The organism is Roseivirga echinicomitans (genome assembly GCF_001592935.1).
GTDB lineage: Bacteria > Bacteroidota > Bacteroidia > Cytophagales > Cyclobacteriaceae > Roseivirga > Roseivirga echinicomitans.
This window is the reverse complement of sequence record NZ_LRDB01000002.1, coordinates 270,045-296,699: the sequence shown is the minus strand read 5'-3', so window position 1 is coordinate 296,699 and position 26,655 is coordinate 270,045. Positions and strand designations below refer to the sequence as shown.

The 26,655-nt window shown below is 38.8% G+C and carries 29 protein-coding genes and 1 tRNA gene; 10 read left to right on the top strand and 20 right to left on the bottom strand.

The genetic code is table 11. From position 1 onward, the window contains the following. The coding region (locus AWN68_RS04845; RefSeq protein WP_157716087.1) for a hypothetical protein at window positions 1-250 on the top strand (250 nt) is incomplete at its 5' end. A 47-nt stretch (window positions 251-297) separates the two neighbouring features. Here AWN68_RS04845 and AWN68_RS04840 read toward each other — a convergent pair. Further along, a complete protein-coding gene (locus tag AWN68_RS04840; protein WP_068412192.1) occupies window positions 298-960 on the bottom strand; it encodes a uracil-DNA glycosylase in 663 nt (220 codons plus the stop codon). Window positions 961-1,035: 75 nt separating this feature from the next. Between AWN68_RS04840 and apaG the strand changes: the two genes are divergently transcribed. The 3 genes from apaG (at window position 1,036) to AWN68_RS04825 (ending at window position 3,371) form a co-directional block, all read left to right on the top strand. Further along, on the top strand, window positions 1,036-1,422 hold the full coding sequence (gene apaG / locus AWN68_RS04835; protein ID WP_062303179.1) for a Co2+/Mg2+ efflux protein ApaG: 387 nt from the start codon (window positions 1,036-1,038) through the stop codon (window positions 1,420-1,422). Window positions 1,423-1,427: 5 nt separating this feature from the next. Further along, window positions 1,428-2,201, top strand: a complete 774-nt coding sequence (locus AWN68_RS04830; RefSeq protein WP_157716086.1) for an O-methyltransferase — start codon at window positions 1,428-1,430, stop codon at window positions 2,199-2,201. A 66-nt stretch (window positions 2,202-2,267) separates the two neighbouring features. Beyond that, a complete protein-coding gene (locus tag AWN68_RS04825) occupies window positions 2,268-3,371 on the top strand; it encodes a 6-bladed beta-propeller (protein ID WP_068412187.1) in 1,104 nt (367 codons plus the stop codon). A gap of 2 nt (window positions 3,372-3,373) precedes the next feature. Here AWN68_RS04825 and AWN68_RS04820 read toward each other — a convergent pair whose 3' ends face one another. Next, window positions 3,374-3,961 carry a methyltransferase domain-containing protein gene (locus tag AWN68_RS04820; RefSeq protein ID WP_068412185.1) on the bottom strand — a complete coding sequence of 196 codons (588 nt, stop codon included), beginning with the start codon at window positions 3,959-3,961 and terminating at the stop codon, window positions 3,374-3,376. A 104-nt stretch (window positions 3,962-4,065) separates the two neighbouring features. On the opposite strand from AWN68_RS04820, the gene AWN68_RS04815 reads away from it, so the two are divergent. Further along, the gene (locus tag AWN68_RS04815; protein WP_068412182.1) at window positions 4,066-4,983 is read left to right on the top strand and encodes a kinetochore Spc7 family protein; all 918 of its coding nucleotides are present in this window, start codon (window positions 4,066-4,068) and stop codon (window positions 4,981-4,983) included. Here AWN68_RS04815 and AWN68_RS04810 read toward each other — a convergent pair. Next, a complete protein-coding gene (locus tag AWN68_RS04810; protein WP_068412179.1) occupies window positions 4,970-5,779 on the bottom strand; it encodes a PhzF family phenazine biosynthesis protein in 810 nt (269 codons plus the stop codon). The genes AWN68_RS04815 and AWN68_RS04810 overlap by 14 nt on opposite strands. After that, window positions 5,776-6,624 (bottom strand): DMT family transporter, encoded by an 849-nt coding sequence (locus tag AWN68_RS04805; RefSeq protein WP_262501364.1) that lies wholly within the window; start codon window positions 6,622-6,624, stop codon window positions 5,776-5,778. Before AWN68_RS04805 ends, AWN68_RS04810 begins: the two co-directional genes overlap by 4 nt. Before the next feature lie 51 nt (window positions 6,625-6,675). On the opposite strand from AWN68_RS04805, the gene AWN68_RS04800 reads away from it, so the two are divergent. Then, window positions 6,676-7,134, top strand: coding sequence for a peroxiredoxin (locus AWN68_RS04800; RefSeq protein WP_068412178.1), 459 nt, complete (start codon window positions 6,676-6,678; stop codon window positions 7,132-7,134). Window positions 7,135-7,194: 60 nt separating this feature from the next. Beyond that, window positions 7,195-8,049 (top strand): hypothetical protein, encoded by an 855-nt coding sequence (locus AWN68_RS04795; protein ID WP_068412177.1) that lies wholly within the window; start codon window positions 7,195-7,197, stop codon window positions 8,047-8,049. Window positions 8,050-8,052: 3 nt separating this feature from the next. Here the strand turns inward: AWN68_RS04795 and AWN68_RS04790 are convergent, their stop codons facing one another. Beyond that, entirely contained in the window at window positions 8,053-8,709 is a 657-nt protein-coding gene (locus AWN68_RS04790; protein WP_068412225.1) for an ABC transporter ATP-binding protein, read from the bottom strand. 130 nt (window positions 8,710-8,839) lie between these two features. On the opposite strand from AWN68_RS04790, the gene sucC reads away from it, so the two are divergent. The 3 genes from sucC (at window position 8,840) to AWN68_RS04775 (ending at window position 11,211) form a co-directional block, all read left to right on the top strand. Further along, entirely contained in the window at window positions 8,840-10,051 is a 1,212-nt protein-coding gene (sucC, locus tag AWN68_RS04785) for an ADP-forming succinate--CoA ligase subunit beta (RefSeq protein ID WP_068412175.1), read from the top strand. 8 nt (window positions 10,052-10,059) lie between these two features. Next, window positions 10,060-10,133 (top strand) — tRNA-Arg (locus tag AWN68_RS04780). Window positions 10,134-10,305: 172 nt separating this feature from the next. Further along, window positions 10,306-11,211 (top strand): DUF6089 family protein, encoded by a 906-nt coding sequence (locus AWN68_RS04775; protein ID WP_068412168.1) that lies wholly within the window; start codon window positions 10,306-10,308, stop codon window positions 11,209-11,211. A gap of 170 nt (window positions 11,212-11,381) precedes the next feature. Here AWN68_RS04775 and AWN68_RS04770 read toward each other — a convergent pair whose 3' ends face one another. The 15 genes from AWN68_RS04770 to AWN68_RS04700 form a co-directional block, all read right to left on the bottom strand. Further along, window positions 11,382-13,286, bottom strand: a complete 1,905-nt coding sequence (locus tag AWN68_RS04770) for a polysaccharide biosynthesis protein (RefSeq protein ID WP_068412165.1) — start codon at window positions 13,284-13,286, stop codon at window positions 11,382-11,384. Next, complete coding sequence (locus AWN68_RS04765) at window positions 13,283-14,419, bottom strand: DegT/DnrJ/EryC1/StrS family aminotransferase (protein WP_068412162.1); 1,137 nt, start codon at window positions 14,417-14,419, stop codon at window positions 13,283-13,285. Before AWN68_RS04765 ends, AWN68_RS04770 begins: the two co-directional genes overlap by 4 nt. Continuing rightward, a complete protein-coding gene (locus AWN68_RS04760) occupies window positions 14,412-15,011 on the bottom strand; it encodes an acetyltransferase (RefSeq protein ID WP_068412161.1) in 600 nt (199 codons plus the stop codon). The genes AWN68_RS04765 and AWN68_RS04760 overlap by 8 nt, the downstream gene beginning before the upstream one ends. Further along, window positions 15,008-15,613 (bottom strand): sugar transferase, encoded by a 606-nt coding sequence (locus AWN68_RS04755; protein WP_068412160.1) that lies wholly within the window; start codon window positions 15,611-15,613, stop codon window positions 15,008-15,010. The genes AWN68_RS04760 and AWN68_RS04755 overlap by 4 nt, the downstream gene beginning before the upstream one ends. Next, window positions 15,603-16,721: a glycosyltransferase family 4 protein gene (locus tag AWN68_RS04750; protein ID WP_221405699.1), complete on the bottom strand. Its 1,119-nt coding sequence runs from the start codon at window positions 16,719-16,721 to the stop codon at window positions 15,603-15,605. Before AWN68_RS04750 ends, AWN68_RS04755 begins: the two co-directional genes overlap by 11 nt. 62 nt (window positions 16,722-16,783) lie before the next feature. Then, window positions 16,784-18,034, bottom strand: a complete 1,251-nt coding sequence (locus tag AWN68_RS04745; protein WP_068412157.1) for an O-antigen ligase family protein — start codon at window positions 18,032-18,034, stop codon at window positions 16,784-16,786. Further along, window positions 18,028-19,146, bottom strand: a complete 1,119-nt coding sequence (locus AWN68_RS04740; protein WP_068412156.1) for a hypothetical protein — start codon at window positions 19,144-19,146, stop codon at window positions 18,028-18,030. Before AWN68_RS04740 ends, AWN68_RS04745 begins: the two co-directional genes overlap by 7 nt. Next, window positions 19,143-20,252, bottom strand: a complete 1,110-nt coding sequence (locus tag AWN68_RS04735) for a glycosyltransferase (protein ID WP_068412155.1) — start codon at window positions 20,250-20,252, stop codon at window positions 19,143-19,145. Before AWN68_RS04735 ends, AWN68_RS04740 begins: the two co-directional genes overlap by 4 nt. Before the next feature lie 6 nt (window positions 20,253-20,258). After that, window positions 20,259-20,921 carry an HAD family hydrolase gene (locus tag AWN68_RS04730; protein WP_084362766.1) on the bottom strand — a complete coding sequence of 221 codons (663 nt, stop codon included), beginning with the start codon at window positions 20,919-20,921 and terminating at the stop codon, window positions 20,259-20,261. 58 nt (window positions 20,922-20,979) lie between these two features. Next, entirely contained in the window at window positions 20,980-21,855 is an 876-nt protein-coding gene (locus tag AWN68_RS04725; protein WP_068412151.1) for an NAD-dependent epimerase/dehydratase family protein, read from the bottom strand. After that, complete coding sequence (locus tag AWN68_RS04720; protein WP_068412150.1) at window positions 21,855-22,781, bottom strand: phosphoglycerate dehydrogenase; 927 nt, start codon at window positions 22,779-22,781, stop codon at window positions 21,855-21,857. The genes AWN68_RS04725 and AWN68_RS04720 overlap by 1 nt, the downstream gene beginning before the upstream one ends. Then, complete coding sequence (locus AWN68_RS04715) at window positions 22,771-23,520, bottom strand: acylneuraminate cytidylyltransferase family protein (protein WP_068412149.1); 750 nt, start codon at window positions 23,518-23,520, stop codon at window positions 22,771-22,773. Before AWN68_RS04715 ends, AWN68_RS04720 begins: the two co-directional genes overlap by 11 nt. Window positions 23,521-23,633: 113 nt before the next feature. Continuing rightward, a complete protein-coding gene (locus AWN68_RS04710) occupies window positions 23,634-24,263 on the bottom strand; it encodes an FkbM family methyltransferase (RefSeq protein ID WP_157716085.1) in 630 nt (209 codons plus the stop codon). Window positions 24,264-24,424: 161 nt separating this feature from the next. Then, on the bottom strand, window positions 24,425-25,573 hold the full coding sequence (locus AWN68_RS04705; protein WP_068412143.1) for a glycosyltransferase family 4 protein: 1,149 nt from the start codon (window positions 25,571-25,573) through the stop codon (window positions 24,425-24,427). A gap of 4 nt (window positions 25,574-25,577) precedes the next feature. Beyond that, entirely contained in the window at window positions 25,578-26,648 is a 1,071-nt protein-coding gene (locus AWN68_RS04700) for a glycosyltransferase family 4 protein (RefSeq protein ID WP_068412139.1), read from the bottom strand. Window positions 26,649-26,655 lie beyond the last annotated feature (7 nt).

Here is a 26,655-nt window from a genome sequence, read left to right as displayed (position 1 = left end):
ATACATCGATAGAGAAACAGGGGATTTCTTTCGCTTCGATTTACGGAAGAAAGACAAAGAAGACTATAACCTAACGTTTCTTACTTGGGAAGATGACAGGCTGGTAAGTTCAATTGCTGCCTACGATTTCGAAGAGTTTATAGATAATCTTGGCAAGAATCAATGGACAGTAGCAGGAGGTTTTGACTTAGAAGAAATCTTTCAATCAGAAAACCCGGTGCTGTTGAAAATTAAATTTAAGGACAAATAGAAAATCAACCCTTGGAGGGTTTTGAACCCTCCAAGGGTTGATAACTATCACCACTCAATTCCATCACCTCCTTTTTCTTCCAAATAAGCATTTGTCCTACTAAAGTGCTTGCAGCCAAAGAAACCTCGATAAGAAGACAATGGTGAAGGATGTGGCGCTTTCAAAATTAAGTTTGATTTATCGTCAACAAAGGAGGCTTTCTTCTGGGCATAGCTGCCCCAAAGCAAATAGACTACTCCTTGTTTTCGCGAAGCCAGTTGATGAATAACTGCGTTGGTAAACTCTTCCCAGCCTTTGTTTTGGTGTGAACCTGCCTGATGCGCTCGAACGGTCAAAGTTGCGTTGAGTAATAATACTCCCTGTTGTGCCCAACGATCGAGCGAACCGTTTGGTGGAATGTCTTTGCCAAGGTCGTCTTTAATTTCTTTAAAAATATTCACCAAAGAAGGCGGGAAAGGCATTCCTTCTTTTACTGAAAAACAAAGCCCATTGGCTTGCCCGGGGCCGTGGTATGGGTCTTGCCCCAGAATCACCACTTTTACATCGTCAAAAGCACATTGATCGAAAGCTCTGAAAATGTTATTCCCTGCCGGAAAAATGGTTTGAGTTTTATATTCCTCCTTCACAAAATCCGTCAAACCTTTGAAATACTCCTTCTCAAACTCCTCTTTTAAAACTTCTCTCCAGCTCTCCTCAATATTAACATTCATCGAATTTTCGTTTTCTCATTAGTAATTTTAAAAGTAATCTATATCTTTAAAACTCTGAAGCGAAAGCCATAAATGATTGTAACAGCAATAACAGAAGGTGTAAAAGTAAGTGTGGAAACCCACTATCAACCGGAATACTCCAGTCCGGCACAAAATCACTTTGTGTTTACCTACCGCATTACGATTGAAAACGATGGTGAAAACACAATCAAGCTACACCGCAGACATTGGCAGATTTTCGATACCAATAACGAAATGCGCGAGGTAGAAGGTGAAGGTGTTGTAGGACAACAACCTGTTTTAGAACCGGGCGAAAAGCATCAATATGTGTCTGGTTGCAACCTGAGAAGCGGTATTGGCAAAATGCGTGGCATCTATTTGATGGAAAGGGTGATGGACGGAAAACAGTTTGAAGTCATCATTCCTGAGTTCACCATGATCGTTCCCTACCTCCTTAATTAATCCCCTTGTACCAAATTCTGGCTTATATTAAGTACTGGCTTTTGGCCATGAACGAACATTCGTTGCACTCGCCATTCCTCTACCCTTTCTATACCGAGGTTGTTAAAAAAGACAATAAAATAGGCTTTGAGGAAATCGAAGTCTTAAGAAAAAGCCTACTTCAAAACGATGAAGAAATTTTAATAGAAGATTTGGGGGCAGGTTCTCGCATCAGTAATTCCGATTCGCGTAAAGTAAGTCAGATCGCCAAACACGCCTCAACTCCTGCTCGCTTTTCAAGATTGCTCAATCGAATCATCACCCATTTCGATTATACGCACATTGTAGAATTGGGTACTTCGTTAGGTTTGAATTCCGCCTATATGGCTTCTGCAAAAGAAGATGTTCAACTTTTTACTTTTGAAGGAAGTACGTCCATCGCCAATTTGGCGAAGCAAAACTTAAGTGAGCTGAACTGCTCTAATTACCAATTGATTGAAGGAAATATTGATAACACTCTCCCTCAGTGGATTGAAAACGCTCCTCATATTAATTTGGCCTACATTGATGCCAACCACAGATACGAACCTACACTTCGATACTTTGAACTGCTTTTACCTAAAATAACAACATCGGGCATGATCATTTTAGACGATATTCATTGGTCTAAAGAAATGAACGATGCTTGGAAAGTGCTCAAAAAACATCCTAAAGTCTCCCTTTCCATCGACCTATTCGAAGCAGGAATCCTCTTCCTTCAGCCTGATTTAATGAAAGAGAATTATATTCTAGAATTCTAACGACTAAAAACATAGTTTATAGGTTTCAATTCTGTAAATTCATGGATCAATTTGAATTCCAAATCCGTGAGATACATTCTAGTTGGCTTTCTATTTGTCTTAATTTCTGCTTGTTCTACAAAAAGGACAGTTAAATCTGATGACGCTTTACAGGTCATTTCTATCGAAGAAGTCACCAAAGACATTGATGATAATTTGATCACTGATAGAAGTGAAATCAAGTTAGAATTGACAGACAGCTCCACTCTTGGACCAATTGATAAGGTCATCATCCATAAAGGGAAGATTTACGTGCTTGATATTAGAGTCACCAAATCTCTCTACATTTTTAATTTGGAAGGAAAGATTCTGAGGCGCATCCATTCCATTGGTGAAGCCGAAGGGCAGTTCTATCTCCCTTTCGATTTTAACATTAATCAGTTTTCAGATGAAATCAACATTTTGGATGTTCGGCAACGGAGAATGTTGAATTACAGCTTAGACGGGGACTTCAAAAACCAGCATAAAATCAACGGACAGATTTCCGATTTTGCTTCGCTGAACAAAGACAGGTTTGTTTTCCATATGGATGGCAGACAGAATGATCCCACTGAGAGGAAAGAATTTTTACAGGTTGCTAACAAAAGCAATGACAGTACATTTTTAAGCGGAGTATCGGAATATGGCTCAACAGATTATGTAAAAATCTTCAACAGTTTAACGTTTTCAAATAAACGATTACTCTATATGCAATCCATGCACGACAGCATATACGTGGTAACCGAAAATGAAATCAAACCCATTTATTCCATTGACTTTAATGGGCATGGTATTCCATCCGATATTAAAAGAAAAGACCCCATGGATTTGCGTCAGGCCTTAATCACTGGCGACTATTACATAGTGTCTGGCAACCTCTTCGAAAGCAATAAACTGCTCACTTTCTCTTGGGAAAGAACCTCGAAAATCGACCCTGAGACTATAGAATCCGTTTGGACTATTTTCAATAAAAACACTGACAAGAGTTTAAGCTTAACAATGAATCGCTTTAAAGAAAAGCATCGCTTTGGCCCAGCTCAATTCGCCCGAGATGGTTATTTCTATAGTGTCAACACCTTAGAATCGAGATCAGTATCAGATGCTGGAGAAGAAGAAAACCCAACAATTGTTCAGTATAAGATCAATTTTTAGAATCAGGCCTTTATCATCTTCACGAAAAGCTCATTTGTACTTCTAGGAGGAATGGAGTTATAAGCTTCTTCCATGATTTCAATCTTGAAATAAGGGGAGAAAATAGACCTGTACTCCTCTTCATTCCCACCAAAAGGAGGGTGCGTTGCATTTAGTGGAATCTTAAACATGAGGCCTACTAACTTACCACCATCCACTAAAAGCTCATGCATTTTAGCCACACAGTCCGTTCGCATTGTGGGATTGAGTGCACAAAAAAATGTCTGTTCAATAATCAAATCATATTGGGCTTGATGCTCGAAAAAATCACCGTGAATCAATTGTGAAGCGGGGAAATCAGGAATTCTAGATTGAAGATTGTCCAAAGGGGTTTTTGAAAGATCAATCACCCAAACATTTTTAAAACCCTGCTTCCATAAATATTCTGCTTCATAGGCGTTTCCCGCCCCAGGAATCAGAATATTAATATCCTTATTCCTTAGCTGATCAATATAATCTTTGATGGGCGTAGAAACATGGCCTATATCCCAACCAGTCTGATTATTCTCATACCTTTGTGTCCAATAATTCTCGTTTAAAGATTCAATCATGCTAGTCGTTTTCAATGGGTTGGCATATTTAAAAAAGATTTAAGTAATTCGCCCAATATTTAACCGAAAAGGCGTTTAAAATTTATTAACAGAGGTTCATCGGAATGAGTGAAGTAGCAAAGAAGAAAGGCGGAAGCCCAGATAAAATTAGAATTGTATTGATTGTGGCACTAATTATCATTGTGGCAGGTGCTGGATTCAAGATCTATACGGACAATGAAAGCAACAATGCGCTTCAAGCTGAATTTGACGCCACCAAAATTACGCTTACCACTAAGTTGGATAGCATTAGCGGTCAACTAAGCAACCGCATTTCAGAAATAGCCAAGTTGGGTGGAAATATAGACTCATTGGTGACCTTGAAGGACTCCATTACAGCGCAACGTGATCAATTACAAAGAACTAGAGTGGCCAATAAAGCCATCATTCAACGATTGGATAGAAAAGTGGGTGGTTATGAGGAATTGCTTTTGGCCAAAGATGACGAGATCGCAGCGTTAAAAGTGATCAACACCAAATTGGTGGAAGAGAATATTGACTTGAAAACCGAAAAAAACGAATTGAATAGCACGATTCGTAAAGCCACAGAAACTCAGCAAGAGTTAAAGCAGCAAATTTCTTTAGCAGCAAAACTGAAGGCAGAAAATGTAAAAATATTTAACATCAACGCTAGAGGAAAAGAACGTGAAGGTGATTTTAGAAGTCGTCAGGCTGAGAAGATCAAGGTGACGTTCAATCTAGCAGACAACCCTGTAGCGCCAGTTGCAGGTCATAAAATCATGATCCAGCTGGTAGACCCTGCTGGTAATGTTGTTTTTGATATCGCTAGAGGTTCTGGTTCATTTACGGTGGATGGGCGTGAGCAAACATTTACTGCCCGTCAGGAAATCCTTTTTGATAACTCTAAGCAAGAAATGGCTTTCGTTTACGACAAAGGTTCTGAGTTTGATGAAGGCGAATATAAAATCGTAATCCTTTCAGACACTTACGAAATAGGCAGAACCACTTTTATTGTAAGGTAGAAGGTAGTTCAAATTCCGTTTCGAAAACCATTACTGCATTTCCTTTCAGAATTACGCGATTTCCTTTCAATTCTGTTTGCATTTCGCCCGTTCTAGCCGAAGCTTGAAAGGCTTTGAAAGTGGCTTTTCCAGTTTCACCTGCCCAGTAAGGCGTTAAAATGGTATGCATAAAACCAGTGACAGGATCTTCCTTAATCCCTAAGTTCGGTGCAAAGTATCGGCTGACAAAATCGTATTTCTCACCTTTTGACAAGGCGGAGATAATGACACCGTTTTCTGCTTGCTCAGCAATAATGGCATCATCAGGATTCGCTGAAAGTACGGCTTCTTCCGATTCAAAAATTAAAATCAATTCTGCGGGGTAATTGAGGACTTCCTTAATAGGGAACCCAAAATCATTTTGTAGTTGTGTTGTATCAAAGCCTTCGGCAGTTGTAGCATAGTTTGCTGGGAAATCCATAGTAATTAAACCACTTGAGTCTAATGAAGTAAACAACGAGCCACTTAACGTTCTAAACTCAATGGTTTTGTCCTTTGGCCAATGTCCACCCTGCCAAAGTGCAAAGGCCGAAGCCAAAGTTGCATGGCCGCAAAGAGGAACTTCAGTGGCTGGAGTAAACCACCTCAAATCGCAATAGCCGTCACTTATCATGACGAAAGCCGTCTCAGACAAATTCATTTCCACCGCTATCTGCTGCATCATTTCATCCGAAAGTGTTACATCCACAATCGCAACAGCAGCTGGATTGCCTTTAAAAATCTCTTTAGTAAAAGAATCTACTTGATATACTTTCATACAGCTTTTCGTTTTTTTTGCTTATACACTACATTCAAAACTACACCTACCATGACTAGAGTCATTCCCAAATAGGTAAGAAGGTTGAAAGTTTCTTCGAACAAAACGTAGCCAAAACCCAATGCGTAAATAATCCCGATAAAGTTAAGGTTTGCCACTTTGGAAAGTTCTTCAGACTGATAGGATTTGGTCATAAAATACTGAGCTACTTGGGTCAAAACGCCAATAGCCAAAAGCACCAACCATTCAATGCCTACTGGCCAAACCCAATGGAAGGCAGAATAAATTCCAACGATGGGTAGCGTAACTAAGGGGAAGTAAAATATGATCACCAATGGATGTTCTGAGGTTTTCAATTTCCGAATCATATTATAGGCAATTCCTGAAAAGAAGGCCGCCCCTACTCCCAGCAAGGCCATCTCTGGAGAAACCCGTGCATCGAAGCCCTTGATCATTAGAATGCCACCGAAAGAAAGGCCGAAGAAAACCCATTGCAGCCAAGCCACCTTCTCCTTTACAATCCACATTCCCAAAATAGCCGTAAAAATTGGCCCTAAAAACATGAGGGTAACCGCACTTGCCAAAGGTATTTCTTGTAGGGTGGTGAAAAACATCATCAGCGCAAGTGCTCCAGCAAGGCCTCTGAACAGGAGTATTTTCTTATTTGTCCCAAATAGCGGAACCCTTTGGGCTTTTAACGCGATGCCCGACATTAAAAATGAAACAATTGAGCGAAACAAAATGATTTCAATGGCAGGTATGTTGGGCACATATTTAATCAGCACATTCATTACTGCAAAAATGAATGTAGACAAGAGCATGTATTTTACCCCTTTTGAAACCATGCTCGAAGTTGCGATATTCCCATCAAAAAAATTAATTAACAAACATAAAGCATGGCATTAAAAATTGGTTCAAAAGCACCAGAAATAAAATTAAAAAGCACGTCAGGAAAAACTTTCGAATTAAGTTTAGACCTCAAAGGCAAACCTTGCATTATTTATTTTTACCCAAAAGATTTCACACCTGGTTGCACAGAAGAGGCCTGCACATTTCGTGATGCATTTTCTGACTTTAGAGACTTGGACGTAACAGTTATAGGAATAAGTAAGGACAGCATTTCCAGCCACCAGAAGTTCAAAAAGGAGCATAATCTTCCTTTTGAACTACTTTCGGACCCCACAGGAAAGGTCTGTAAATCTTATGACGCACTCATTCCATTGATCAAGGTCCCGAAGAGAATTACCTATCTTTTAGACCCTAAACATAATGTAGTGGCTGAGTATCAAGACATGTTTGGGGCAAAAAAACACATTGAAGTGATGCTCAAAAAGATGAAATCCTCCAATACATAGCTTTTTTTTGCGTTTGAATTATATCTTTATGGCTGTAAGCCTCAAACAAATTTTCAACGAATGACTAAATCACGCTTTTTGTTATTGCTTTTTGTTATTGTTTCGAAGAGCATCATGGGTCAACAATACACCACGACTGGCGATTTTGACAGAATTTCAAAAGCCACTTTTGGTTTTGGTGTAAATACCTATTTCGGAGAGTTAAGTGCTTTCTCAACAGACACTAAAGTGCAACTAGGATTGAGTACCACGTTGACGTACGAACACCTCTTCACTGACAACATTGCTTTAAGAGGGGGATTATCAGTGTATTCTATTAAAGGTGCCGACTCTCTTTCTGTTGAAACGGCAAGAGTGCAACGAAACTTATCGTTTAAAGCCACCAATATTGAATTTACAGCTCAAGCCTTATATTATGTTTTCCGCCATCCCTACTCAGGCTATAAAGACAGGGCTTTTGCTAACCCCTATTTTCATTTGGGTTTAGGAGTTACCACAAACAAGCCTAAAGCTACCTTGGCAGGAACAGACTACGAATTGCGCCCAATGCGACTAGAAGGTATTGAGTATGGTACCTTAGCCCTTATAGTTCCAGTAGGGATGGGTGTAAATATATTCATCAACAGAAATATTGATCTTCAAGTTGAAATGCAATACACTGCAGCACTAACCAAATATTTGGATGATGTTAGTGCGAATTACAGAGATCCTTCTTCATTTGCAGACCCTGTGGCAGCACAGCTATCCGATAGACGTATAGAACTTGGTTTAACTCCCGCAGCAGCTGGCGATGCACGTGGGGTAGGGACTAATGATGCCTACCTCAGATTTGGTTTCAGATTTGGGTATTATTTACCAAAGTCATTATATGGCAAGTCTTCTATTCGTTGTAGAGTTGTTAAGAAAACCAGATAAGTTTTATTCACTAACGATCACTCCATCCCTGATTTCAATCTTGCGATCAGTCATAGCAGCCAGTGATTGGTTATGTGTTACAATCACAAAGGTTTGATTGAGTTCATCTCTAAGGTCAAAAAACAAGCGATGTAAATCTTCCGCTGTTTTAGAATCTAGGTTACCACTTGGTTCGTCAGCAAAAACAAGGCTTGGATCATTTATAAGTGATCTCGCCACAGCCACCCTTTGCTGCTCCCCGCCTGAAAGTTCAGAAGGTTTATGATCCATTCTAGATAAAAGACCAAGTTTGTTCAAAAGTTTTTCACCTTTTTTGAATACCTCCTTCTCATTTGAATTAGAAATTAGTGCTGGTAGACACACATTTTCCAATGCAGTAAATTCTGGTAAAAGATTATGGAACTGAAAAATAAAGCCAATCTCTTTATTTCTAAAATGAGCCAATTGCTTAGGATTCATTTCTTCAACCGATCTACCGTTGATGATTACACCGCCAGTATCTGCCAAATCCAATGTTCCTAAAATATGGAGCAATGTACTCTTCCCCGCTCCAGACTCCCCCACAATCGACAGCACCTCCCCTTTTTGAACAGTCAGGTGAATGCCTTTGAGCACTTCCAGATCACCATATGACTTCCTTACACTTTCCGCCTTTAAAATCTCCATAGTTACTTATCGAACCAAACATAGTAAAATCATGTGAATGATCATGTACAACTGAAAAGAACGCCTTCTATTTTCCTTGTTATATTAAGGTCAAAGGTGTAGTTTCGTGCAAAAATTTTGACACATGAACATCCACGAATATCAAGCAAAAGAACTACTAAAAAAACATGGAGTAAAAATTCAGGAAGGCATTGTTGCGTCAACAGCTGATGAGGCTTTAGAAGCGGCAAAAAAACTGAATGCTGAAACAGGAACATCTTGGTATGTTATAAAAGCTCAAATCCATGCTGGTGGTCGTGGAAAAGGTACAGTAAACGAAACGGGATCTCACGGAGTAGTTTTGGCCAAAAGTTTGGACACAGTACCTACCATAGCAGGAGCCATCTTAGGAGGCACTCTTGTTACTCATCAAACTGGTCCTGCTGGAAAGAAAGTAAATAAAGTACTTATCGCTCAAGACGTGTATTACCCTGGGGACTCAGCGCCGAAGGAATACTACATGGGAATTTTATTAGATAGAGCAAAAGGCTGCAATGTAATTATGGCTTCTACCGAGGGTGGTATGGACATTGAAGAAGTTGCTGAAAATAGTCCAGAGAAAATCATTAAAGAATGGATCGACCCAAAAGTTGGACTTCAAGGTTTCCAAGCTAGAAAGGTGGCTTTCAAACTAGGCTTAGAAGGTAATGCATTTAAGGAAATGGTTAAATTCATTTTCTCTTTATACAAAGCATATGAGAGCTCAGACTCTTCCATGTTTGAAATCAACCCAGTTTTAAAGACTTCAGATAATAAAATACTTGCCGTAGATGCAAAAGTAAACTTGGATGACAATGCTCTAATGCGTCACCCAGACCTATTGGCATTAAGAGATGTTACAGAAGAAGATCCGGCAGAAGTAGAAGCTGGTAAATTTGGCTTAAGCTATGTGAAACTAGATGGCAACGTTGGCTGTATGGTGAATGGTGCTGGTTTAGCCATGGCCACCATGGACATTATTAAGCTTTCAGGTGGAGAACCTGCAAACTTTTTAGACGTGGGAGGATCAGCAAATGCAGAAACAGTTGAAGCAGGTTTCAGAATAATCCTTCAAGACCCTAATGTTAAAGCGATATTAATTAACATTTTTGGTGGGATTGTTCGATGCGACAGAGTTGCTAACGGTGTTGTAGAAGCCTACAAAAAAATCGGTAATATCAGTATTCCAATCATTGTACGATTACAAGGAACTAATGCTGAAGAAGGTGCCAAAATCATTGACGAAAGTGGTTTGGCGGTTCATTCTGCCATTCTTTTGAAAGACGCAGCAGCTAAAGTTCAAGAAGTTTTAGGATAAATAATCCGGCACCCGTAGCTCAACTGGATAGAGTACCAGATTTCGGCTCTGGGGGTTGAGGGTTCGACTCCTTCCGGGTGCACTTAAAAATCCTTCGGTATTTTACTGAAGGATTTTATATTTCAGAGTAATATATATACCTTTGCCCCGCCTCACCGAAGTACGTTTAGCATAACCGTCACATATATATAAATGTTTTTTACATCTATATATCTGGGTTTCAGCTTGTATCTTTACACATCTGTGTATTCGGAATGAAAAAAGTAATATTTATTTTTCTATTTATTTTTATTATAGTTGACTCTGTCAATGCCCAAGGCTTCTACTCCAGTAGACGTGACAGAACTACTATGCTTTCTTTTGGCTTGGGGCTGTCCAACTATAATGGTGACTTGCATGACGTCATCTATGATGGTTTGACGGCAACCCCTAATGCTGGTATTGGACTTCGAAAAAAACTCGGCTCACAGTTAAGCTTCAGAGTAGATTTCAACTGGTATCAAATCAGTGGCACAGATTCAGCAAATCAAAGCCTTAGAACACGAGAAGTAGCGGGAAGAACTGATTCTCGAAAAAAGAGAAACCTATCCTTCAGATCAAATAACCTTGAGTTATCTGCCATGTTTCTTTTCAACTTAGTTCCTATAAATAACTCCTACACCACAAGGCCTATTCTCAACCCATACATCTTTGCTGGTGTTGGACTCAGCACAAATAATCCAAAAACATTCTATGAAGGAGACTGGGTACCATTGAGACCCTTACAAACTGAATTAACACCTTATCCAGGAAGAGTTATGGTTATACCTATTGGTTTTGGGGTAAGACTAAAAGCTACGGAATCAGTAGATATTTTATTGGAAGCTGGCTATAGGCGCACATTTACAGATTATTTAGATGACGTTAGTACAGATCACGTTGATAAAACTCAGTTTGATCTTCTTTTTGGTGAAAACACTGAAAAAGCAGCCTTAGCAAAGGCTTTGACCGACAGAAGTGCTGAAGGTGGTTTTAAAGCTAGTGCACCAGGTGATGATAGAGGCAATCCGTTGAAAAACGACTCTTACTACATATTTCAAGTCAGACTGGAAATGTACTTGGGCAATAATTTTCTAAAAGAACTATTTTCCCCTTCAAGAAAGCAACCCAAGTTCAGGTAGCTTGAATATAAAACCTGTTGAATAAAAATGGTCGAGGCATATACTATGCCTCGACCATTTTTATTTTTTTCACACCCTTTTTTCTGAATTTCTCAAGTGATATTAATCTGTACCTCGCGTCTCAGGTATATTATGCTTGACTTTTTACAGCGGATTCTGTCCCATTATTATCACCTGTCAAGCATAGAGAACTTAGACTCTCTACTCCTATACTCATGAATCAGTGACTTTAAAACCTTTACCATTTTCATATCCATGTCATCCCCATTACTCGGGGTTGAATAAACTAAATCCTCTAAATCAGAATAATGTGATTTAACTTTAGTAAAATCTAATGGCTTAACCTTTACAATCATAATCTTAGGATGATGAGTGCTCATCGTATTTTCCATGTCATTCAAAAGCTCCTCATATAGCTTTTCTCCGGGCCTTAAGCCAGTGAAGACAATATCAATTTCCTTACCCTCTTTCAGTCCAGAGAGCTGAATCATTCTTTTGGCCAATTCAACTATTTTAATGGATTTACCCATATCAAAAACAAAAATCTCGCCACCATTCCCCATTACACCTGCTTCCAATACTAGGCTACAAGCCTCTGATATTGTCATGAAATAACGAGTTATTTCTGGGTGAGTCACTGTAATAGGACCTCCTCGCTGAATTTGCCTTTGGAAAATCGGAATAACAGAGCCGTTTGACCCCAATACATTTCCAAACCTTGTTGTAATAAAAAGAGTTGGCCTATCTGCTTCAATCTCAGATAATAGATTATTAAGTGACTGCACATAAATTTCGGCTGCTCGCTTAGTTGCTCCCATCACACTTGTTGGGTTAACTGCTTTATCAGTCGAAATCATCACAAATTTCTTGACATCATATTCTACTGACAAATCAGCCAAATTTCTTGTCCCCATGAGGTTACACTCAATGGCCTCAGGAACATTGATCTCCATCATAGGCACATGCTTGTAGGCCGCGGCATGAAAGACAAATTCAGGCCTATATTGGCTAAACATCCTCCTTACTCTTTTAGAATTTGTCACATCCGCCACATAACAAACCAGTGTTTCCCCTAGTGATTTTAAGCCTCGTATCTCATTTTCAATCTCAAAAAGGCCAGACTCAGATTGATCCAGTAATATCAGTTTAGAAGGATTATATCTTATGATTTGCCTGGCTAATTCTGAACCTATAGACCCTGCTGCACCCGTAACCAATACACTTTTACCTGATAGCTCTTGATTTACATATTTATTCTTTAAGCTAATTGGGTTTCGACCTAAGAGGTCTTCAATCCTAACCTCATGAATTTGATCTATACCAAACTCACCTCCAGTCCACTTGTCAACATTAGGGACAGTGGAAATCTTAATTCCAAATTCTAGACATTGGTCTACCAGCTCATTCTTTCTATCCAATGACATACTGGTAGTTGCAATGATTAACTCACTCGGATTGTTTTTAATCATCACTTTCTGAAAGTCATTTCGAGCGGAATAAATACGAACACCACCAAGTACATTCCCTATTTTTCTAGGGTTATCTTCTAAGAAGCCAACTACCTTAACATTTGTTGAAGTATCATTATCCAATAGCTCTTTGGTGATCATTCCCGATTGCCCAGCACCAAAGATTATCACTTTTTTGCTCACCTGAGGGATAGTTCTATAGAACGCAAAGAGTTCCTTTACCACCAAACGATAGCTCGTCAATACTACCACGGATACAAAAAAAGCGATGGCAGCAATGGAGTACGGTATTGCATTTTCAGAGATTGTATTAATCCCCAAAGCAATAAGCAGTGTAATCAAACTGGCATAGAAAACCCTTAATGTGTCTTGAATGCCTGTATAACGAATGATCCCAGCAAAGCTCCTTGTTGCTAGAGAACTAATAAGCCCCGCAAGAGTGAAAATGACTATCCCTCGTAGGAAGTTATACTCATAAAGGGAGTCAAGATTGAAATTTAAACGAAGTAAATAGCCAACCAATGCAGATAATAAATACACGACTAAGTCGATTATCACAATAATCCACCTTGGCAAAATGTTTAGCGTACGAATACTTCTTTTCACAGTTGGTTGATAGCTTTATTAAATCCAATTACCACTCTTTCCAAGTCTACTAAAGTCAAATTGGAGCCAGAAGGCAAACACAATCCTTTCAAGAACAACTCATCACTTACGCCATGCCCATAATATGGGCAATCTTTATACAAAGGTTGTAAATGCATGGGCTTCCAAAGAGGTCTGGTTTCGATATTACTTTTCCATAATTCAATACGAATATCTTCACGGCTTACGCCTAGTAGCTCTGGTTCAATCTTGATTGAAGTTAACCAATAATTGGATAAATCTAACCTGCTAATTTCAGACTGAAAGTAAAGCCTTCCAAGATTTAAGTGTTTGCGATAGTATGCATTAACCTCTCTTCTCTTCAATATATGGTTATCTAGCACCTCTAATTGTCCACGACCGACACCTGCTAAAATATTTGACATCCGATAATTATACCCTACCTCCGTATGTTCGTAGTGAGGTGCGTCATCTCTAGCTTGGGTAGCCAAAAAACGAGATCTATCAATCCACTCTCTATTATTACTTACTAAAGCTCCTCCTCCAGAGGTTGTAATGATCTTATTTCCATTGAACGACAGAATACCAAAATGGCCAAAACTCCCTGCCTGTCTGCCGTCAATTACAGAGCCCAATGCCTCGGCTGCATCCTCTATCAAAGGAATATCATAGCGATTACATACTTCTAAAAGTTCTTTTATTCGAGCAGGCATACCGTATAAGTGAACCATAATGACTGCTTTTGGCTTTTTTCCTTTTTTGATTCGATCAAGAATAGCCTCTTCGAGTAAAATGGGGTCGAGATTCCAGGTATCCTTTTCACTATCAACCAAAACCGGTGTAGCACCTAAATATAATATGGGGTTGGTTGTGCCGCAAAAAGTGAAGCTCTGGGCTATAACTTCATCTCCTGGCTTAACACCTAAAATGATTAATGCCAAATGAATGGCAGCTGTACCACTGGACAACGCAGCAACGTGATCTACAGTTAAATACTCCCCTAACTCCTTTTCGAAATTGTCGACATTAGGGCCTAGTGGAGCAATCCAGTTGGTATCAAAGGCTTCCTTTACGTACTTAAGCTCACTACCTCCCATGTGGGGAGATGAAAGCCATATCCTTTCATTACTCATTGATATACTTAATTATTCTAGCCGGATTACCTACCGCTACTGCAAAGTCTGGGATATCGCTAATTACGACTGCACCAGCTCCAATGATGGCCCATTTACCAATACTTATATTAGGAATTATTGTAGCACCCGCCCCAATATGTGTGCCTTCACCCACAGTCACTGTTCCACAAAGGGTAGCATTAGGACTAATATGAACATAATCTTTTATATGGTTATCATGATCGACAGATGCAGATGTATTAATTATTACATGTTTGCCCACTGCAACGTCTCGATTAAGCACTACCCCAGCCATAACCACTGTACCTTCTCCAACCTTCACCGTCTTATCTAAGATTGCCTTAGGATGAATTGCAGTTTTAAACGTACAAGGCAGTAAATCATTAAGCTTTTTTCTAACTTCATTTGAGCCAATGCTCAGAATTGCGTCCTTCCCTTCAAAATTGAAAACGGAATCATGCACCACTGCATATCCACATAAAGAAATAAGACTAGGGTTGGCGTCTACCAAGCACTCTACTTTAATTTCATTTTGCTCTAGAATATCCAATATGACTTTTGCATGCCCAGAAGCTCCGATGAGAATCATAAATTACCTTTAAATTTTTCCATTGTCACTACCCCTTCTCCACTAATTCCTTCGGAAAGAAGCACCTTTTTTACCGTCAAAAACAAGATGTTCAAGTCTAATAAAAAAGAACCATGATCAACGTACCATACATCCATTTTAAACTTTTTTTTCCAATCTACAGCATTTCGTCCATTCACTTGTGCCCAACCAGTAATGCCAGGGCGAACGTTATGTCTTCTTTGTTGTTCCTCAGAATAGAGAGGTAAGTATTCGATTAAAAGCGGCCTCGGACCAATTAAGGACATATCTCCTATTAGAACATTTATCATTTGTGGAAATTCATCTATCGACAATTTCCTTACCCAATTACCAGCCGCTGTCAACCGTTGATCGTCAGGAAGCAAAACACCCTTTGAATCCCTTTTATCGGTCATAGTTTTAAACTTTATGATTTTGAATATCTTTTCATCCTTCCCTGGCCTGGGTTGAAAAAAAAATGGACGACCAGAATTTGCGATACTCAACCATAAAGTTACCACAACCAAGAGAGGACTTGCGAGCAATAACAAAAGGAATGCTCCGCAGAAATCGAAGATGCGTTTAAAGTATTTAATGTACATACCTTCGTGTTTGATCCTGATACTCTAAATGCAATGCTTCCCAAAGGAATCTCTGATCATATCGTTCAACAATCATACTCCTTGCGTTATGTGTTAACTTACCCATTAAAGTCGGTTCTTCCATCAACCGCAAGATTGCTAACCTTATTGCCTCTACATTTTTTGGCGGTATGAGTAAGCCATTCGCCTCGTTAATTATAATTTCATTACATCCATTGATATCACTTACTATACAAGGTAAGCCCATGGCTCCTGATTGCATAGGCGCATTAGGAAATCCTTCGCGATAACTGGGAAAAACCAAAAAGTCGCTAGCTAATAAATAGGGACGAACATCTGATTGAAAACCAACCAAATGTATTTTTGGGTTTTCCTCAATCTCATTCATTACAGTAGCTTCCAATGGACTCAATTCTGATTCTAATGGGCCAACCAAAATCAAATCCAAATCTTCAAGTGTTTTGAAAGCATTAACGAGCTCATTAATACCTTTGTCACCTGTCACTCTGCCAACAAAAATTGCTACATGTTTATCAAAGGGGATTTTGAGTTCCGATCTAATCTGTTTTGCTTTTTCGTTTAACGCTGAAGAAGGCTGAAAGTAATCGCAATTTATCCCATTACTACTCCCGTTACCTATGACCTTCAGTTTTTCACCCTTAGAAAAAATATTCTTATGAATGTATTCCTTCTGAGCAAAAGAGTTGGGGTAAACCTTTGTTGCACAATGGTAAGTTATGCGCTCAACCAACATCAAGACTCTTTTTTTAATACCTTTTGCCTCCATCAATGGGAGTCCAGCTACGGTATGCATACGTACGGGAACCTTGCAAAACCAAGCAGCCATCATCCCAATTAAACCCGCCTTAGGGGTATGTGTATGAACAATATCAAAAGTGTTGTTCCTTAAAAACCTGACCATAAGAAACAGAGCTTTCAGGTCTCTTAGTGGAGAGATTTCTCGACTAAATGGAAATTGATGATGAACTACATTTTCTTTCTGAATAATACGCTCTATTTCTGGCCCTACTGCCGACCCAACTTCAACATTGAATCCAACACTTTGAAAATAAGCGAACTGACCATTCAATAGAAGAGATAATGACATTGGAACGGTAGTAAGCCTTAACAACTTGAGAGGTCGCTTATTTTCATTTATCATCCTGCTACTTATGAAATGTTGTGGTTCAAAAGGCCAGGCTTATTCAAAAGAGCCTCAACCCTTTCCTTTTCTCTCTTTTTCATCAAATACATTTTTACAAACTTTAGCTTACTTCTTTCCACTCTAATAATTGGGAACATCATCAATGCGATCCAAAAGATTGTAAACCGTAAGCCCATGTGAGTGACTCCATAAGCAAATAATGGCAAGGAATATACTACATAGTACCATGGTAGCTTCTTGAGTAAAGAGAAGATAAACATTATAAATAAGACAGTGCCAGGTATGCCATAACAGAAAACAATTGTCCCAAATGATGAGTGCATTTCATGCCCTTCAATAAATGTATCAAATCGATTATACCCCCCTTCTCCTGCTCCAAAAACCATATACTCTGGATGATTTGAGATTCTATCATAACCCCGATATTGCCACTCTGTAATCTCCTCTGGCCTATCAGCTTCATTAAGATTTCTTGCTTCTAGATTTCTCTGAAAATTAGCACCGAATTCGGTCTTTGTTAATCCAAACACGCCCAGCCCCCCAACTACTATTAATGCAAATATATTTCTTGTAGAAAGTATGCCATTGGCTAACAAATACACTCCAAAAAGAATTACCATAGCTCCCATTGCCGCCTTAGATACGCTTATCAAAGCCAAATAGCTAAAGAGAAAGAACCCAAGGTAGACCATCAGTTTTGGTAGTTTAATCATGGTTTCCAAAACCAATACTATGGCTAAACCACATAGTGAGTAATAACCTAATTGATTTGGGTTAGTGAAAAATAAAGCTCCCCTTACGCCCTCCCCTCCTGTTTCCAAAAAGAATGACAATGTAATCTGAAGTGCCGCAGCTATCAAGCAGCTATATACCGTTGTGTATAGAAACCGTTTACCATATTGTCGATATAGAGACAGGGCAAACCCCATGACAAACAAGTTATAAAAATAAAAAGCGCTGAAAACAAACCATGGTAGCCCCTTGTTCGCCTCTCCGAGTAAAGAAATAAACACTCCTAAATTAATAATGGTAATGTACACACAGAACCTCATGAATCGAGAGAAAGACTCCATAAGAGACCCACTGAGGCTAAACTTACGGGCTAAAACGTACAAACCAATTATGACCACAATAAATATATCAGAGGGTTGGGCACTGCCTGCTGGGAAAAAATAAAACGGGAAGGCCATCAGATAAATAGCCCATGCTCTTAACCAGCCTTTTGCTCCTAATGTATGTTTAAAAATATCTAACATGCTTCTGTTAAAACGGAAGTAATTTTTTGGGCTGCATTCCCGATTGCAATGTGTTCATAAAAATATGAAATTTCAGTTGGCTCACCGAAAAGAACAGATAAATCGAAATCTCCCTCTAGCGGTATCTTGAGTAAATCTAGACTTTCGTGGTAATCGAAAACATAGCCATGATTTGGTATTTCCAATTGAGCTAGCCCTCTCTTTGCCCCCATAAGCTCTAAGCCTACGGTAGAAGCCATAATGACTCCCGCATCCACCATTGAAATTGCTTCTACAATTGATTTAGGTAATTCAATTGCGGTCACATACTTATTGGCTATGGTTAAATATTCTTGAATATCTTCGCGGGGGTGACATTTAATGCCAAGCTGTATATTCATATTTTGTACCTGTAAAGCAGCTCGTTGTACAAATCCCTCGAACAAACCAAGTTTAGCCTCGGGACTACAAAACCCTTGATCGTCAATAGGATTGGTGAATACACCCAAAACCTTTTGATTGGTGTCATTTATCACGTAGGCCTGGATATCTTCCAAAAACTTATTAAACCTTGGTGAGCCAGTGACCACTACTTCTGTTTCAGTAGATGTAATAGTTCGGAAGTACTTAGCAGAGCGCCCCCCCCAAACCATCACTTTTTCTGCACCGTTTGCTCCATATTTAATTTCTGTCTCATTGGGTAACGGAAACCTAATTCCTTCTTGCAAAAGGTAAAAGGGAATTGATTTATGTTTGAGCCATCCACATATTTTATCTCCAGGAAAAGCTGTGTCATTCATCAGCAAGACTTTATCAAAACCAGATAATGACTTTTTAATGAAAGGTCTGAGTTTAATAAACCAAAAAGCACTCCTTACCACAGCCCTTATGAAAGAATCGCTTTTACCTAAAGTAAGCTTACCTGAACTAGGCTTTAAGTTTTGAGATAGGTTTTGTAATTTGATATAGTCAAACCCATGACTTTTGAAGGTGTCTTCTGGGCTGGCCATTCTTCTAAGTTCACAAAGAGACACATAAGTAACATGATGCCCTTTTTTCTCAATTAATTTAGCCGCTTCGATGGTAAGCTCCAAATGATGGTTGGGGTTAGTAATAAGAATGGCAAGCTTCATTTTTCTAAAAAATTGAAATATGAGACTACTCCGTTCTTTTCGGAATATTGTTCTACAGCAATCGGAGCGGCATTTCTGAATTTCGATTTCAAATCATTATTACTCAATAACTTCAATATTCTTTCGGCCATTGCCGAATCATCAGTTACGTCCACCAAGTATCCATTTTCACCATCGATGATTAACTCGTTGGGTCCCGTTGGGCAATCTGTTGCAATACAGGCTGCCCCACAAGCCATGGCTTGCACAAGTGTCCCAGGCATTCCTTCATGTCGAGAACTCAGTACATAAACATCTGCAGCAGCCATATATTTAAATGGGTTAGTATCGAAGCCAGCAAAACAAACCTTGCCTTCTAATTCCATATCTGAAACCACGGTGCGGAAATAACTTTCTAAAGGCCCCTTCCCCAATATAAATAATCCCACATTGTCAGTTACCTGTGTTACTCTTTTAAAGGCCCTCAATAAAGTGTCATAATCCTTCTGCCACTCAAAGCGCCCCGCGGCCAATATGACTTCGCCATATTGACTAAAGAATGGATGCTTAACCTCTTCTCTAGCCCCTTCCAACAGTGTCTTGTTCACAATAGGATTATAAACTACTTTAATGCGCTCCGATTTTACATGGAGAATATCTTTACACTCGATGGCTACACCCTGCGAAACAGCAGTTACCCATGTTGCCTTTTTATAGAGAAAGGACTTGACTAAAATCATCAGTCGCCTTTTAGCTTTGCTTTTTTTAGGAGGAAAAAGGATGTTTCTTTCTGAAACGACAGTAACTCCTTTAAACCTGCCAAGCCAGGCAGACAGCATCATAGACATGGAAGCCCCCCCACAGGTAGAGTATACCACATCATAATCACTTTCAGAAATCAACTTCTTAAGAGGTTTCCACATCGCCCAAAGTGATTTAGATTTAAGGTCGAAAAGCTGAACATCGTCCGGTGTTTGGCCTAAAAACTCACCTTCTGCACGCATCAAAGCCAAATCGCATTGAAATTTATTTCGATCAAAAGCTTGAAGTAGATTCACAGTTACTCTGTCGGCACCACCATAGCCCAAAGAAGGTCGGACAAAAAGGATCTTCAATCGTTTCGACATTATTAACTATTGCATTTTTGAGAAGTCAAGCGCTCCATATTTATATGGTGCATTTTCCCAATAATCAGAAAGTTCGGGAGTTAACCTGGCAAAGAAATCGACATTAGTTTGTTCAGCTGCTTGGTGATCGGTGCTGGCATCACCAAAGAAGAGACAATCTTCTTTTCTAAACTGCTTCCTTTGCATTACTTCAAGTGTAATTTCAGCTTTTTCCCTCGGGCTGCCATAAACTTCGTCAAAGAACGGGCTTAGTTTTCTGTTTATTATAATCTCCCTTAATTCTTCTTGAGGGGTACCAGAAGCTACCACACAATAAATATTTTGTTGTCGAATAAAGGTGATCATTTCACGAAAACCAGGAACAAATGGTGCTGCCAATACTTTGCCTTTTACCAGTTCAGAAAATCTATTCCCTAATTCAAGCCCCATTTCTTCAGTATGTTCCTGTTTTAACAAGTTTTCTGAAATCCATTTAAACTTCTCGTAGCGTACAACCCCCTGATGTGCTAAATGATGTTCTCTTACTTGTTCTTCAATTCCGCTTCCGGAATATAGTTCCACAAAAGCATCGGTTTTTATATTCCCTGATTCTAACACGACACCGTCAAAATCGAAGAACATGCATTTGTAATTTCTTAATTCAGTATATGAAATTGGTTTTATTATCATTAAAAGGAATACCTGTTTGAATGAGGGAGAACAATAGAACTATTACTACCAGATATAATTAGTGAGTTGAATCAATCTCTTCAATAACTTGAATAAGCCCTTGGCCCATGTCTACATATTCATTAGAAACCAGCTTATGCCCGATTTTAGGTGTATAAGCGTAAGGCGTAATATTGTAATGTCCGTTAGTAGTGCCTTCATCACCCAAGAATCTAATTTTTACTTCTTTGCCCAAAATTTCACTGAACATTTTATACAAATCAGCAATCTCTAATTTATCATTTCCTGTCAATACTAAATTTTTATTGACGTACTGTGGGTCTAGAATTGAAGCACTTAATCTGGCAGCATCATAGACATGAATGTAATCACGCTTATCATTTGACTTACCACTATGTTCCATTTCATTTTGATCCATGAAATTTTTCAGCAAACGGTAAACTCCGTTCGTCATATCAGCCCTGGGCCCATAAAGGCTACCATACCTGAGAATCGTATATTCTAAACCGCACTGATTAAAATATTCCTCAACATAGTTCTCGCAGGCCTGCTTGCTGCACCGGTAAAAGCTACCTTCGCGACTATATACATATACTGTAGAACCAAAAATAAACCGCTTGACTTTATTGATTCTACAGGCCTCAAGCATATTCACTGTGCCTTGAATATTAATGGAGACTGTATCTAAAGGACGATTTTTGGCAGCATTCAAATCAGCTAGCGCAGCTAAATGATATACATAATCAAAACCTGAAAGTTGCTCTATAAGCTTTTCAGCATCGCGAACATCGCCATGGATGAAACGCTGATCCTTTCGCAAAAAGGGTGATTCTACCTGATCAAAAAGAGTAACCTCATGCCCGAAATCAGAAAGCGCATCAGCAATGTGGCTACCTAAAAACCCTGACCCTCCTGTTACTAAAACTTTGCTCATTATTTTTTAAAGAATTTAATCACGTTTTGTGCAGCTTCCATTTCCATGTTAATTCTTACTTCACTTGCGTAAGAGCCAATATGAGGAGTGAGTGTACAGTTTTTCATTTTACTTAAAGGGCCTTTATATGGCTCTTCTTCGAAAGTATCAAGATAAGCAGAAGCTGTGGTATTTGAATTCAAAAACTCAAGTAATGCATCCTCATTTACCAAGCCACCACGTGATGCGTTTACCAAACATAGGTTCCTCTTCGCTTTAGTAAAAAACTCGGCATTGATCATGTGCTTGGCCTCTGGAGAAAAAGGAGTATGAATAGTGATGATATCTGATGCGCTGATCAATTCATCTATTGCAACATAGGTCACATTTTGTTTTTTAGCAAACTCAATATTTTCGTATAAATCGAAAGCCAAAACATTTACTTTGAAAGGAGCCAGTAACTCAACAAGGCGACAACCGACTCTCCCTAAACCAATAATACCGACAGTTTTTCCTTTCAACAAGCTGCCCATTGGTTTTTCCCAAATACCGTTTGTGATATTCGTGTGGGCATTAGCAATACTTCTTAGGCAAGATAGAACACCTCCTAGGGTAAGCTCTGCCACACCATCTACATGGGCACTTGGTGTATTTTCAACAGTGATATTAAGTCTTTCAGCTGCACTGAAATCTACATTATCCATACCTGCCCCTAACCGACATAGATATTTTAAGTTAGCAGCAGCATTCAGCACCTCTTCATTGAGCGATTCTGTGCCGGCTATTAAACCATCATAGTCTTTCAGTATTCCTATTGATTCTTCTACCGACAGTTTTTTGCCATACGGGTTAACGGTTACCTCAAAACCCTTTGCTTTGAGTAAGGCCAAAGGAGCTGGATCTACTTTACCGAAAGAAGAAGTTGTTGTTAGTATTCTATAAACCATCTTCAGAAGATTTACTCAGTACTTCTTTTATTTTATCTAATCCTTCCAGCCACCATTCACTAATCCCCACATCGAAATAAGTGTGGATATCGCGACCCGTAACCCAGGTACGAATAATAGGAGCTGATTTCTTACCCATCCACCACCACGGATTAGGTCCATCATGGCTTTGGACTGTATATTTCCTGAAAGCCCATACTCCTTGGTCGTAATAATAGGCTTTTTGATAAGACTGCCTTTCTGTAGATACATTACGCTCCACTCCGCCATAAGGTCTTAACAATCCATTTTCAGTGATTTCCATTGCTCGAAAAGGGTGATCATCCTGTGCTTCCCAAACAGTCATACAAGAATCCAGACTCTTTTCATCATCAAGTTTTTGGAGGCATTTATCAATAATACTCCCATCTATATACACCGTATTCCCAAGCAGTAGAACCACATTTTCAAGGTTTTCATAACGTTCATCAACCCATTCCACTGCATGCTTGATCACCTCGCCATGATTAATACTATCGCCCCCTAACTCATCTGGACGAGGAATGACGGTAGCACCATATTTCTCTGCGGCCTCAGCTATGCCTTCGCCATCGGTTGACACAAAAACTTTGTCAATTTTGAGTGCATCTAGCGATGCTTTGATTGGGTAGTAGATCAGGGGTTTACCCCTTACTTCTAAAATATTCTTATTGATGATGGATTTACTGCCCGCACGGGCAGTGATTATGGCTACGTTCATTGTTGGAAATTATCTTTACTCAAATTCAAAACCACACTCAATACAGTAGATACTATATTTGAGTGAGATTCTAAATTTATCTAATATCTAAATAATTACGATTAGAGTTTTTACTAAAGCAAATCTTGATTTAGTAAAATTAAATTCTCGCCCTTCTGTGAAAGACTAAAATTATAGCGGCCTATGGCATTGAAGAAATTCTTTGAACAACCCAGCTGTAGCCTATCATGTAACTCTATAACTAGGCAACGAGTCTTGGATAACCAGTTTTCATAATTCGATTCAAATAATTCTTTTTCGGCTCCTTCAATATCAACCTTAACAATGTCTAGATAAGCTAGATTATACATTGCCATTATATCATCAATTGAAATTGTCGATATAACTCGCTCATCTTCCTCGTGTAAAGACTCTGAAACTGATCCCGTAGTAAATCCCCATTTACCTTTATCACTTTCATAAACTTTAATTTTTTGATTACTCAAGTTTGAAAGACCTTTCCTTAGCGGAATAATATTTGGATAATCATTTATATTCGTCCGCATCAAATCAAAATTAGATTTCTCAGGCTCAATCGAAATTATCTTGGTGTTGGGGTATTTATTAGCAAAAAAGAGTGCTGCCAAACCTATATTGGCACCTGCATCAATTACATTCACTGGCTCAAAGGGTAAGCTAAAATCATACTCATTTTTCCAAAATATTTCGTAAAACAAGGGGATATCACTTGTTCCGCTTCTCAAGCTTATCGGGGTTCTAACCTTGGATATTTTAATATCATTTGTGTGCTTATTTTTAACTCTCCAAAAGACGAGAAACCCTGACTTCCCGAAAATGAGTATGTGCCTGTAAAGATTCATTAGCAACTTCATGCTGAAATAATTTTTATTTGGTAAATCTGACTTTATTTAAGGGAACTACTTTTTTCGCTTATAAATAAATTAACTCGCTCTGCCCTTCTCTTCCAAGAATAGCTGTTAAGCAAATGGGTTTGGGCTTTTGAGCCAAGCTCTAATCGTAACTTTTCATTGTTGACTAAAAGAGATATAGATTTCTCCCAGGCCCCTATTTCTGAGGGCTTACATAAAATGCTATTGTCCATATTCACTAACACTTCCCTCAATACCGGTAAATCAGAGGCTATGATGGCTTTACCAGCCTCCATATATTCAAAAACCTTTAATGGAGACATATACTTAGCGGTATTCTTCCCACTTCTTAACGTGACATCCTCTTGATAAGGTGCTAACAGAATATCACATTTTTTTCTGGCTAATGCCGCTTCTCTAGGAGAGACAAAACCATGAAAAAAGACGTTATTCAATTCGCCAACCTCTTGTAAGCCTATCGCTAGCAGGTCTTCTTTTCTTCCTCCAATGATATGAAAATCCAAATCATCAAATTTCTCAGCAAGAGAAATAATCAATTCAATTCCCCGGCCTTTAGAGATTGTACCAACATAACCAATTTGTAATCTTCCATTCACTGGAGTCGGCCATGCGTAAGATTCTAACGCTTCATTATTAATTTTTTGTAAAGTAGCTCCATCATGGGCCACAAGAATTCGATCCTCATTTATGAGTGTTGTTTGACTCAGTATGATTTTCTTCAAAGCCTCACTGATCACTACAAGCCCAATCAAATTAGGTGATTTCAAAAGCCAATTGAAGATTTTTACTTGTTGTTTTGTAAGGGTATTTAGTGGGTCGTGCGTTTCAAGAAACACCTTATAACCATTCTTAGCCAATAAGTAACAACCGAATAGTGACCTTCCGAAAATCAAATCAGGTTGTATCTTCTTCACAGCATGTAACATATTATTCGCGTGTAACCAAAGTGTAAGCTTCGGGATTCTTAGCGATGTAAGCTCAATATCAAAACCAGAAACCCCATACCAACTCATTGTTTCTTCTAAAGTGGTATGATCCCCATTAAGCCCGAAAAGGGTAACTTCATGCCCCAACTCCCGGAATGCATTGCACATATGCATTACATGAACACTATTTGCTCTTTTTGAAGGTATTGCTGAATCTGATAGGTAGGTAATTTTCATTATTCTAAGAGTGCTGGCTTTGCTTTATAAATCCTAGAAGCTTCTTTACGTTACTCGTTCTAATAAATTCCCTATCAATTAAATCACGTGCCCGTAACCCTATTTCATTACGTAATTGTTGATCTTTAATCAACTGTTCTACATCGGTGTAGAGCTTGCTAAGGTTGTTAGAAATTCTACCTACATCATGTTTTTCTATCATTGATCCAGGATCGAAAAAAGCGGAAACCACAGGCTTTTTAAAACTCCAAGCTTGCAAAAACACATTGGGAAACCCCTCAGGCTCACAGGTATGTATCAAAAACAATGAAGATCTAATAACTCCATTCGTCTCAAATATTCTCTTTGGCCCTAGATAATAAAAATTACCAGGTAGTTCTTTGGATGTGTTTAGATATTCATATGCCTGTTGCTGAATATCTCCCACCATTAAGAAATCAACTCCCTGCCGCTCAAACGATTTAGCTAAATCAATGAATAACTCTGGGTGTTTATGGGCCTTGATATTCCCAACCCAAACAACATAAGGTTTGGGCCATGAAAATTCTTCAAACTCTAAAAAAGGAGAGTTAGGAATATAGATTTTATTAGTATGAGCGATGCGATCCAAATGTTCCTCGTTATTACAAACGACCCCATCAATTTTCTTAAAGGCCCTTTGAAATTCAATACCCTTAACTAAATGTCCTAACCTTCTTTTCAAGCGATCAAAAACACTCAGGTTAGGAATAGGTTTATAAGCAAAAGGCTTTAAATCATGAATATGGCTTACAGAAAAAATTAGTCGAATATTAAATGGCTTGATCTCATTAATAACAGAAGCAAGCAAGTTCTTATTGAATCGCCAATAAATCACATCCGTTTGAAGCTCCTTACAAACTTGAGCGATTGATTTTGAATTCTTTTCTACAGCGATAACTTTATAGGGCAAATCTATAGAATAATCATATCCACCTACTGCCAAATAGGTTAAATCAATACCCAATTCAGTTAGCCCATAAGCGATTTGATGACACTGTATTTCTGAGCCACCCAAGGTGTGAGTATAATGGGCATTGATAACTACGACTTTCATTTATTTG